The sequence below is a fragment of the Bradyrhizobium oropedii genome (assembly GCF_020889685.1).
GTDB lineage: Bacteria > Pseudomonadota > Alphaproteobacteria > Rhizobiales > Xanthobacteraceae > Bradyrhizobium > Bradyrhizobium oropedii.
The window spans coordinates 1-11,176 of record NZ_JACMYO010000232.1 but is presented as its reverse complement, the minus strand read 5'-3'; the positions used below and the strand labels follow the sequence as shown (position 1 = coordinate 11,176).

Annotated in this window: 8 protein-coding genes; 7 read left to right on the top strand and 1 reads right to left on the bottom strand. The window is 57.3% G+C overall.

Annotation, left to right across the window (positions count from 1 at the left end):
- A partial coding sequence (locus H8A95_RS37910; protein ID WP_229187712.1) for a D-aminoacyl-tRNA deacylase occupies positions 1-474 on the top strand: 474 nt, incomplete at its 5' end.
- A 313-nt stretch (positions 475-787) separates the two neighbouring features.
- Here H8A95_RS37910 and H8A95_RS37905 read toward each other — a convergent pair.
- Positions 788-2,470: an MFS transporter gene (locus H8A95_RS37905; protein ID WP_229187711.1), complete on the bottom strand. Its 1,683-nt coding sequence runs from the start codon at positions 2,468-2,470 to the stop codon at positions 788-790.
- A gap of 1,988 nt (positions 2,471-4,458) precedes the next feature.
- Here H8A95_RS37905 and H8A95_RS37900 point away from each other — a divergent pair.
- From H8A95_RS37900 to H8A95_RS37875, 6 genes are all read left to right on the top strand, one after another.
- Positions 4,459-5,643, top strand: a complete 1,185-nt coding sequence (locus tag H8A95_RS37900) for an ABC transporter ATP-binding protein (protein ID WP_229187710.1) — start codon at positions 4,459-4,461, stop codon at positions 5,641-5,643.
- Between the two features lie 239 nt (positions 5,644-5,882).
- On the top strand, positions 5,883-7,511 hold the full coding sequence (locus H8A95_RS37895) for an ABC transporter permease subunit (protein WP_229187709.1): 1,629 nt from the start codon (positions 5,883-5,885) through the stop codon (positions 7,509-7,511).
- A 441-nt stretch (positions 7,512-7,952) separates the two neighbouring features.
- Positions 7,953-9,038, top strand: coding sequence for an ABC transporter substrate-binding protein (locus H8A95_RS37890; protein ID WP_229187708.1), 1,086 nt, complete (start codon positions 7,953-7,955; stop codon positions 9,036-9,038).
- A gap of 189 nt (positions 9,039-9,227) precedes the next feature.
- Positions 9,228-9,956 carry a 2-phospho-L-lactate transferase CofD family protein gene (locus H8A95_RS37885; protein ID WP_229187707.1) on the top strand — a complete coding sequence of 243 codons (729 nt, stop codon included), beginning with the start codon at positions 9,228-9,230 and terminating at the stop codon, positions 9,954-9,956.
- Positions 9,957-9,964: 8 nt separating this feature from the next.
- Complete coding sequence (locus tag H8A95_RS37880; protein WP_229187706.1) at positions 9,965-10,456, top strand: glycosyltransferase family protein; 492 nt, start codon at positions 9,965-9,967, stop codon at positions 10,454-10,456.
- A 142-nt stretch (positions 10,457-10,598) separates the two neighbouring features.
- On the top strand, positions 10,599-11,176 hold a 578-nt coding region (locus H8A95_RS37875; protein WP_229187705.1), incomplete at its 3' end, for a transposase.

The following is an 11,176-nucleotide window of genomic DNA, read 5'->3' as shown; positions in this document are numbered from 1 at the left end:
GTTAAGGTTGGCTATCCTGGAACTCATCTCGCGGACTTGAGGCCTTCTACCATTGATATTGAAATCGGGAGCTCGCTTGCAGATTGGACGAATCCTCTTGCGGCTCGGGTCGTGGCGCGAGCTCTCCTGCGTACGTTCGACCGTATGGAAGAGCCCGTGCGATCCGTTCTGTGCGTCGGCGGGAATCATTTCGAGCCAAGCTTCACAAGAGCGGTATTGGAACCTCGCGAAGGTCTCCCGATAGCTGCAAGCCATGTCCTTCCAAACCACTGGCTGGTAGCAGACGGCTACGACCAGGAGAGTCGGCTAGTTGATCTAAGGACTTGCGTACATTCGATCCGCGATGGGATTCAAAGTATCATATACCACGACAAGCTTAAGGCGCCCTACAAGAGAGTTGCACGCCTGCTCGCCGAGGAGCTCGGTGTCCCAATGCTTTCGCATAAAAAGCTGCGCGCGCATTTCCTGGAATGAGCACGCGGCGGTCGGCGTTGACAAATCTAACCACGACACCATCACGCAACCATACGATCATTGGTTTCTTTCCAATGAGTTTCTTCGGTTCGTAGAATGCCGGCGTGCGCTGCCCATCCAACTCTGAGAATTGGAGGCCAATCGATCGAAAAAGCTCGAAAACCGACTCTGCATCTCCGCATCTCTGCGCGAGCAGCACTGAAGGAAAAGTCGCAGTCGGCCATCGTCTGAAATGGCGCGATAGATGTTCCCTTGGTCGTTGTTCCATGAATAACAGGTACGTCGATCATGATCCCTGACTCACGGACAACTCTTACTTATTGCCGCGTTCGCTCTCGATGAGCAGTGCTTCGTTCGTGGCGCGGTCGGGCACGTCTGCCTTCCAGCGGACCGATCCGAACGGGCGCTCCAGCATGCGGCGAATACGCACTGGGTCGGGACCGATATGGAAAGCCGTCGCTTTGTAATCTAGCGCGCGTTCCGACTGAGTCGAGCGGTTCCGCTGGCGCAAATAGTCGAGCCATGTCGGACAGTGATAGCGCTCTGTCCACAGCTCGGGATCGGCGATGTCGCGCGCAATCGACCAGCCGTAAGCCCCGTTGCGCTGACGGGACAGCTGTACGTCCTGCATCACCGTGTGAAAGCCGAGTGCATTCTCCGGCGCAACGCGATATTCGATCTCCACCACCAGCGGGCCGCTACGGTCGGTGAGCGTGAGCCGCACCTTGGGATCGGCCAGCACCTCGGCGTCCTCGCCACGGGCGCTAATGCGCGGCATCCGGAGCCAGAGCCCAAGCAGTGGCGAAAGGAGCATCAGCGCGGCGGAGACAAGCAGCGCAATTTCGACTCCAGCGACATCGGTGAGCCGGCCCCAACCCCAACTGCCGACGGCAATGCCGCCGGAGTACGCAGCTTGATAAGCCGCGAGCGATCGCCCAGCGACCCAGCGCGGAGCTGACAGCTGCACGCCAATATCGAACAACGTGAACGCCATCAGCCACATCGCGCCGGCCAACATCAGTGCGATCGCGGTCAGAACCGGCTCACGACTCACGGCCACGGCCGCAATCGCGGCGCCCATGGACATCATGCAGGCACGCATCGCGGCCTCACCGTTCATACGCTTCCGCACCTCGCCGATACTGAGAGCGCCGATGACGGCGCCAAGACCAAAGGCGCCGAGCATGATTCCGTAGGTCTGCGCGCTACCATGCAACAGATCGCGCGCGATCAGCGGCATAAGAGCCGATATCGAGCTGCCGACCACGCCGGTTGCCATGGCGCGGGTCATCACGATCTTGATCGATGGTGAATTCATAATGTAGCGCGTTCCCGAGACGATGGCACGCCTCAACGTTTCGCGCGGCAGCCGCGAGGGCTCCGCCACACGTTTCCAGAGGAGCAGCGCGACCATCAGCGGCAGATAAAGACACGCGCTGAGCGCAAAGGCCGCGACGGCGCCCGCAGTCGCAACCACCATACCACCGATCGCGGGACCGAAACTGCGTGCGATGTTGAAGCTGATGCCAGTTAGCATAACCGCCGCCGGCAGCGCCCCGGCTGGCACCTGCTCAGAGATAGAGGATTGCCAAGCCGGGTTCATCAATGCCATGCCGATGCCCATCGCAAAACAAAGGACCAGCAACAGATCCGGCGTGGTGAGACCCTGCCACTGGAGCGCGGTGAGCGCGGCCAGGCCGCAGAGCGCGATCGACAGTGAGACTAGCGCCACGACGCGGCGATCATACATATCGGCAATGGCGCCGGCCGGCAACGAGATCAGCATCACTGGCAGCGTAAAGGCGGTCTGCACCAGCGCTACCCTGTCAGCCGACGACGTCATCTCTGTCATGGCCCATCCCGCACCGACTCCCCGGATCATGACGGCGAGATTGGACAACAAGCTCGCCAGCCAGATGTGCCGGAAAGCGGTATAGCGCAGCGGCGCGGCGACGCCGTCCACGCTGAACGCCTGGGGCTTGGGCGAATCAATCATGTCGGCTCCTACTTTATTCCGGACCAGATCAGCGATCGTCCGGGAAGGTTTGTAGCTGATGAATGGGCAAGTGCTTTTTCAGCCCCGCCGATCTTTATCAGTTCACGCGCGAAATGCCGACGAGGCCCGCTATGATCCCGAGGTCTCAGTAATGGGTAAGTGTCACCTTGCGCGCGAGAATCCGCAACGAAGGGGAGTACCAAGCATCCGATGCATTGCCTTCTTGAGCCGCTATTCGGCGGGAACTCGATAGTGTCCCACGTTTTGGCAGAGCCCACCGCGGTTAGATGCGTCCTGCTCTGCAATGGTCTGGAGCGCGAAATTACTGCCTTCACAGGTGCAACACACTGCATGAAAGTCACGGATGCCTGAGGGGAGAGTCCATCTGACAGCTGAACCTCAGATAAAGCTCTTGCCTGAATTCCTGCGCTTTCCATAATCTCGTCGGAGTGAAGGGGGCACTCAGCTGACCGAGTAATTCGGGTGCGAGCTGCAGCTCTGATTGGAGAACGTCTCAAATCCTTTAACCGCTCTTTAGTTCGCCCTCGGGGCAGATCCGCGCCAGCCACGCCGAGGTCCGCTAGAGAGCAGTCGCAGATCATTCGAGATCCTGGAGAGCTCTGTGGCCGCTCTCCTCAACACGTTTGAAACAAGCCGACGTAATTTAGCCTAGTATTGATTCCGGGACACGATGGTGGGATTCACCTACATCAAAAGCGAGTTCTTCCAGCCGTGCTAGCTCCTCCGCATTATCGTCGCAACTCAGGTGCTAGCGAATCGCAGGTTAAAACAGCAACGGCGGGGGTATTTCGCGTTGTACGCGAGTGCGCGATGAAAAACCGCGCAAACGCGCGGACCGGGAAGCTGACACGCCTTCTCAGCGTTTCGTCAATCGTCGATCGAGCCTCAGGGGGAAATAGCATAGCAAAGCTAGGACTCCCGCCGTTCGATTCGCCTCAGCGGTGCCGAGTGAGGTGGCATCTCTACAGACCCGGTACTCATAGGCGGCGGATAGTTCTCTGCTCCGCGCTGATATTCTTAGATCGACTCGGCTCCAACAATCCGGTGTCTCCGAGAGGAGGCCGCCTCACCAGCGTTCGTTCACGATCGTGTGGATTGCGTGTAGCAGATCGCCCCTTGCCCCGCGACAACTGAAGAGCTCGTTTATTCGTTCGCCGTAGCTCAGTAACCACCTCTTCCGAAACCTTGCCCGGGTTTGATAAAGCGTGACTGCCCTGCGGCGGCGTATTTCTAACGACCTGCAATGTTCCATCGTTCATGGAAATCGAAAAGGCGCTCAGCAAACCAGTGATCGCAAAGGTGTTGATTAAGCCATCGCCGGTTTGTGGCTCTCGCATCCGTTTGGAGGGCCACCAGGCATCAAGCGTCGTGCCGGCTCGCCTCCTGAGCTCCGATGGTCTCTCGTGATTTGGTCGCGTTAAAGTCGAGGAAATAAAACTTCGCAGTTTGACGATCAGGCGCGGAATTCCTGCGCCATGACGGGCTTTATTAGTCAAATCAGATGCTGGAGGCGGCTACTATCTAAGTGAAATAAGAATAAATACTATTGCCGCTCGGGCCGGCTTTGGGCTGGCTAAAGATATTAGGAGAGGGGCGGACTAGACATCTATGCGGAGCCCTGGCCACAAATGGGAGTGAGGCAATGCGCACCAAGGAAAAACCGAACTGTGCTTACGACACGGACTGAAGATTCCGCCCAAGCCGGAAGTGGACGATAGCGAACTCCTTCGCCTCCTCGGCCAGGATGTAATCGAGATTGTCATCTTGAGTGGTCAGCACGGAATTGGCCCAAGCCGAGCGAATTCGTGCGCCTTGGCTCTCGGTGGCTGATCGAACTGATCGCATCACGGCGCGCCTCAAGATCCTAAGCGATTGGCCGTGCCTCCGTTGCGGAGCTTGGCTGGTTGCGCGGCTTGGTCTGATGATCGCAAAAAAAACGCTCCTCCGGGAGATCCTAGGGATGGAAAATGACTAGCGCAGACGTTGTATCGCAGGGAATTGTGCTCAAGGAGCGTTCGGGTTCCCAAGTGAACAGGACGGCTCAAGACGAATCCAAATCGAAGAGCGGGTGCGTGCAGTTGTCCGGGCTCACAAAGGAGTACGGTGGTATTCGAGCTGTCGATGATGTCTCCCTCGAAATCGCAGCTGGCGAATTTGTGACCGTGTTGGGGCCGAGCGGCTCCGGAAAGACAACGGTCCTCATGATGATTGCGGGGCTGGCTGAGCCTTCGGCGGGCGCGATTGCGATCGGTGGGCGCGATATCACCCATCTCAGGCCGCAGCACCGGAATTTGGGCGTTGTCTTCCAGAGCTACGCGCTTTTTCCTCACCTAACGGTGACAGAAAATATTGCATTCCCACTGCGGATGCGTCGGAAGAACGAAAGCGATATCTGCCGAAAGGTGAGGGAGATACTCGATCTCGTCCGGTTGCCTGACCTTGCGCAGCGAGTGCCCGGCGAGCTTTCTGGAGGCCAACAGCAGCGAGTGGCCCTAGCCCGAGCGCTGGTCTTTGATCCTCCGGTCCTCCTTCTCGATGAGCCGCTCAGCGCATTGGACAAGAAGTTGCGCGAGAATATGCAGTTCGAGCTTCGCGAGCTCCATCGCAACCTGGGGGTCACCATCATCAACGTAACACATGACCAGAGCGAGGCTCTCGTGATGTCAGACCGCGTGATCATCATGCGGGATGGCCGGATTGTGCAATCCGGGTCCCCGAGCGAGCTCTACGAGCATCCGAAGTCGAGCTTTGTTGCCGACTTTCTTGGCACGTCTAATTTCGTGAAAGGCGAGGTCCAGAAATCGCGAGACTCCGACGAATCGAGCCTTGTTACAGTTGGAGGATTGCGCTGTCGTGTTCCTCAAGCCGATCAGGGATTGAAGGGGCAGGCGCGCCTTATGATCAGACCAGAGCGCATTGTCCTCAATGCTGTCCCTACCGCTACGCAAGAACATTTCGTGGGACGCATCGCGGAGATCGCCTATACCGGAGATCTCATTCGGTACCGGGTGGCTCTCAATGACCAAGACGTCATTGAAGTCACATTGCAGAACAAGCCGGGGCATCTGCCGCAAGGCTGTATTGGTAGCGAAGTGACCGTCGGGTGGAGTTTGGAAGACGTTCATATCTTCGTTGAATCGACAACTCAGTAGTGCGCCACCGACGGAAAGCGACACTAATTTCCACCGGCTAACCCCGACTTGGATCGCACCTCAGGAAGACAATGCTATCGCGCATAAACAATCGTATTGGCGTTATGGGCCTCTTGGTCCCGGCGGCGCTGCTCCTTCTGCCACTCTACCTATACCCTCTTTTGGAGATCGTATCTCGCAGCTTGGGAGATAAGGGTTGGTCGACAGGCAACTATCTCGAGTTGTTCCAAGACCCGGTCATGCTGCGCGTCCTCTACCAAACCTTCAAGTTCGCATTCATCATCTCGGCGCTTTGTGTCATCCTGGGCTACCCAGTCGCCTATGCGATGCGCATCGCATCCGACCGAACAAGACGGACCATAACACTGCTTATCCTCCTTCCACTTTGGACAAGCACTCTCGTACGCGCCTTTGCTTGGATCGTGATACTTGGCCGAAATGGCATCGTGAACGCGACGCTTACCGAACTCGGAATCATCGATGAGCCACTCAAACTTGTCTACAACACAGTGGGCTTGTACATCGGCATGGTGCACATCATGCTGCCGTTCATGGTTTTGCCGCTCTACAACAGCCTGAGCCGAATCGATCTGCGCCTGCTATCTGCTGCGGAAACTCTGGGCGCGCGCCCCATTTCGGCCTTCTTCTGGATTGTGCTGCCCTTGAGTATGCCGGGAGTTCTGGCTGGCCTTCTGTTGGTGTTCATGTCTTCGGTCGGGATGTTTGTGTTACCGGCCCTGCTTGGTGGGCTCTCGGACATCACATACACCATGCTTATCGAAAAGCAGATCAATGAACTAAACAACTGGGGACTCGCGGCCGCGATGTCGGTGTTCCTGCTTGTAGTGACGGGCATTCTTACGCTTTTCTACGGGCGAATACTCAACATCGAGGCATCGTCCGGAATCCTCGGCGAGGTCGTTCGCCAGGTGTTCCAGCGCGGACCGATCCACCTCCTCATCTGGCGCGAGCGAATCCTCGCGAGACTACTGGCATCGCACGGGTCCCGACTGGCGAATAGGATGCAATCTGCTCGATTGGTGCCGCGCCACCTGCTTGTAAAGTGTTGGTCTTGGGCGGTGCTTGCTTGCCTTGTGGCCCCGCTCCTTGTCCTTTTTCTACTTGCGTTTTCAGGTCAAGCATTTCTTCACTTTCCTCCTCGCTCGTACTCCATTCGCTGGTTCGCGAACTTTTTCTCACGCGATGACTGGGTCACGCCGGCCATCACAAGCCTCAAGGTTGCGATTCTCACGGCCATCGGCGCAATCTTGATCGGCGTCCCGGCTGCATATGCAATCGTTCGTGGACGGTTCCCTGGCAAAGGAATCGCTACGGCTATTCTCATTTCGCCGATGATCGTGCCGGGCCTGATCTTTGCGATCTCTCTCTATGCTCTCTACGGTCGCCTCAATTTGCTGGGCACCCTGGGTGGTCTCGTGCTGGGTCACATTATTCTCGCACTTCCATACGTCGTTGTAACCGTTTCGGCGGGCTTGAAAAGCGCGGATGCATCACTTGAAGCTGCGGCAATGACGATGGGCGCAGGTCCTATACGCGCCTTCTGGATTGTAACCCTGCCCATGCTACGTCCTACAATCATTTCTGCTGCTTTCCTGGCGTTCCTCACCTCATTCGACGATGTGATTCTGGCGCTCTTCCTTTCGGGTCTAAGTACTAAGACGCTCCCCGTCAGGATGTGGGAAGGCATTCGATATGAAATCGATCCGACTATCGCGGCTATATCGGCGATGCTCATGCTGATCACGATTGGGCTCAAGTTCGTGGCGGAATGGTCGGCACGGAGGGGTACCAAGTCGAATATTCCGGGATTTACAGCGATACAGGCCACTGACGCAGGCACACGATGACTCAATTATCAAAGGCGCACGCCGGAGAGGTTGCAGCCGAAGCTGGTGTTCAATTTGTTACCGCCTGTTGCAAGTCCCTTGTTTTATTCGAAGACTTCTGAAGTTGCAGCTGCGCCACTTCTGAGAGTCTGGCGGGATGACTGAGTTGCGGGGCCCACCCAATTCAAGGCTCGACCGGGCAAGGAAGCTTTGTGTCAGGGCAGGAAAGCGACGTTTTCACCGCTAGCGATGATGCCCTACGGCGGCCCGGACGAGTGAGCCGGCTACGCGCCAATGATATGACGTCGATAACGGGGTGCGCGTGCTCTCGTTTCGCAGAAATTCTTCAATCTCGGCAAATCTTCGCGGTCTTTATTCGTTGACACGTCTCACATTCTCGTAGCCGAGGCTGGGTTGCGCGGCCGGCGTCACATATCCTCTTTACTATACAGGAGACACGACATGCATTATCTCAAACGCGCGGTCGCCGCGTTCTGTATGGCCATCGCGGCGGGCCAAGTGACGGTTTCGCCTGCTTCGGCCCAAGACAAGGATCAAGTCGTCATTGCCTCCTGGGGCGGCACGTTCCAAGACGCGCTTCGCGAGGCTATCTTTAAGCCGTTCGAGAAGGCTACCGGCATTAAGGTCATCGAAGCGACTGGCCCCACGATGCCAAAGCTCCGCGCAATGCTCAACACGGGGAGTCCGGAATGGGACGTAGTGGACATGGAGCCAGGAGATTATCAAGTGCTGTCAAGTGCCGGCATGCTCCAGCAGATCGACTACACCGCGATAGACCGATCGGTCTTCGCGGATTTCCCACAGGATGCTGTCCAGCCTTTCGGAGTCGGCACGGAAGTGTACGCACAAGTCATCGCCTTCAATACCAGGAAATACACGCAAGCCAATGCGCCAAAGAACTGGACGGATTTCTGGGATATCAAGAAGTTCCCAGGGCCGCGCGTTGTTCCCGCGGGCAACGGAATTGTCCCTCCGATCGAGGTTGCGCTCATTGCTGACGGCGTTCCGCCGGAGAAGCTCTATCCGCTCGACTTCAAGCGAGCATATGCTGCCCTGTCTCGCATCAAGCCGAGCGTCATAAAGTGGACGACAGGTTCAGCCGAGATCTATGAGGCGCTCATTTCCGGCGAGGCAGTGCTGGCGGGCGGGGTGACCCACGTGCGCGTTCAATTGGCTAAAGAGCAGGGCGCTCCCGTCGATTACGTCTGGGATCAGGCGATGACTGGGCACTCTTGGTGGGCAATTTTGAAGGGCTCGAAGAATGTCAACAATGCGCAGAAGTTTATCGAATTCGCTTCACGGCCGGAAAGCCAAGCAGCTCTCGCAAAACTCGTCACTATCGGTCCCTTGAACAGGAAGGCGCTCGATCTGATTCCTGCTGAGCGGGCCAAGCTGCTGCCGACGTATCCGGAAAATCTGGCTAAGACTTTTGAGAAAAACGCGGCATGGTGGGCACAGAAGGATGCCTCGGGAAAGAGCAACCTGGAGATCAATAACGCACTCTGGAACACTTGGATCCTGCAGTAAGCGGGAGGACGGACGGTGGCAGCGCGGCGCAAGTAAGGAGTTCGAGCGGTGCGAACAATGGAAAGGTTACAAAAGCATAGCCTGTGAAGACGTCTCCGGGTAGTTCCATCGGAGCGGCTCAGAACAAACATGCTGATTTTCTCCGCTCCGGCGGCAGAAGCGACGAGCTGGGTCTAGATCTCTAGTGTCGTGGATCAGAAGCTGGATTCCCCAGGCGTTTGGATGAAGCTTGGTGATGCCGACCTCGGGTTGCATATCTATCGCACTTCTCGGCTCGCACAAGGCGCATCACTCACCGCGGTGACCGAAGAAGTCACTCGTCGCTTCGGCGTCCCCTGTGCGCTCATGCCTGTGTCGGACGAAGAGTGCCCGACCATGGTGGAGACTACGATCGGGGTGCTGCGGCTTCAGGAATGGTTCGTGCGTGAGCATGCGGGTCCCGCAGTGAAGAAATTGCACTTCGATGCCGCGCGCCAGGGCCGGGTCACGGATCGCGTACGCGCAGCACTCCGTGCGGCTGATCTCGTGGTGCTGGCGCCATCGAATCCCTACCTTTCGATCCTTCCCATGTTGGAAGTGGGGGGCATGCGAGAAGAATTGCGAAAGGTGCCAGGATTGAAGATGGCCGTCTCGCCGCTTATTGGAGGGCAAGCGATCAAGGGACCTCTTGTGAAGCTAATGAGCGATCTCAGGGTCGGCTCGTCGAACTCTGACATCGCTGCTGCCTACGCGGACTACGCGGATCTCCTAGTCATCGACGAGAGCGACTCGCGAGATAGGGTCAACATTTTGAAACGATGTTCGTTGCAGATCGTAGCCTTTCCCACATTGATTCCGGATGCACTCCGCGCCAAGGAACTTGCGAGGTGGCTCATTGAATTTGCAAGCACACGAAGCACCGTTGGGGTCACAGCATGAGGAGGGTGGTGGCGATCCCGATGAAGGATCCGGCAGAGTCAAAGACCCGCCTTGCAGGCACGCTGACAGCCGCTCAGCGCGAACGGATGGCGCTAGCGCTCTTCCGAAGGGCGCAGACCGTTTTCGCCATGCAGTTCTCTTACTTCGAACGCCTGGTGGTTACACCGTCAGCGCGCATCGTGACCGAAGCTACGGCGTGTAATGCTGCGGCCTTGGTGGAAGAGAGCACTCGCGGATTGAATAGTGCCGCCCAGAGCGTATTCATTTGGGCGAAAGCAAGAGGGTTTGACCGGCTTTTGATCGTCCCAGCAGACATTCCAGTATGGCTGCGATCAGAAGTCGACGAGCTGCTGGACGACGGGCGGAAATATGACCTGGTCGTGGCGCGCGCTCATGATGGCGGTACCAATGCGCTGCTGATCGATCTTGTCCGAGCGGAGCGATTCGAGTTTTGCTACGGCCACTATTTGGTCGCCCGTGAAGAATTCGGAAGCGATTGATCCGTCGCTGTGATTTGACGTGAGCAAGTATTCGATTTTGCAAGAAAGCCGTGGGTAGGTCTTGGTTTTCTTGCGTTTTGGATTCCGGATTTGGCGGCTTCGTGATTCCTTTGACGGCGAGATTCGCTGTTGGGGAGAACCCATGAGCCAGCCGCGCGACGATCGTCAGGACGATCTGTTTCGTCCATCTCTTGAGAAGATCATCAACCTTCGCCATCCGCTGGTGCGTCTGGCGGCGAAGATCGATTGGGACTTCCTGGCGGGACGCTTCAGTTCGGTCTGTCGCCTCGGGCCGGGGCAGCCACCATTGCCGACACGATTGGTAGCCGGACTATTCATCCTCAAGCACATGCACAATCTCTCTGACGAGGCGCTGTGCGACAGGTGGGTCGAGAATCCGTATTTTCAGTATTTCTGCGGCGAAGTGGTGTTCCGGCACGACCTGCCGTTCGATCGCTCGTCGCTGACCCGCTGGCGCCAGCGGCTGGGCGAGGAGCAGATCACCGCGCTGCTGCAAGAAAGCCTCTCGGTGGCGCATCGAACTAGGGCAATCGAGACCAAAGATCTCGAGCGGGTCGTTGTGGACACCACCGTCCAGGAGAAGGCGATCGCTCATCCGAGCGATGCGCGGCTCATGCACCGGGCGATCGAGAAGCTGGTCGATTTGGCCAAACGCGAGGGCGTCGAACTGCGCCAGAGCTATCTGCGCGTGGCCAAGCG

Bases quoted from the DNA above. Each gene is read 5' to 3' on its own strand.
- H8A95_RS37905 (WP_229187711.1), bottom strand. From the start codon at position 2,470: ATGATTGATTCGCCCAAGCCCCAGGCGTTCAGCGTGGACGGCGTCGCC.
- H8A95_RS37900 (WP_229187710.1), top strand. From the start codon at position 4,459: ATGACTAGCGCAGACGTTGTATCGCAGGGAATTGTGCTCAAGGAGCGT.
- H8A95_RS37895 (WP_229187709.1), top strand. From the start codon at position 5,883: ATGCTGCGCGTCCTCTACCAAACCTTCAAGTTCGCATTCATCATCTCG.
- H8A95_RS37890 (WP_229187708.1), top strand. From the start codon at position 7,953: ATGCATTATCTCAAACGCGCGGTCGCCGCGTTCTGTATGGCCATCGCG.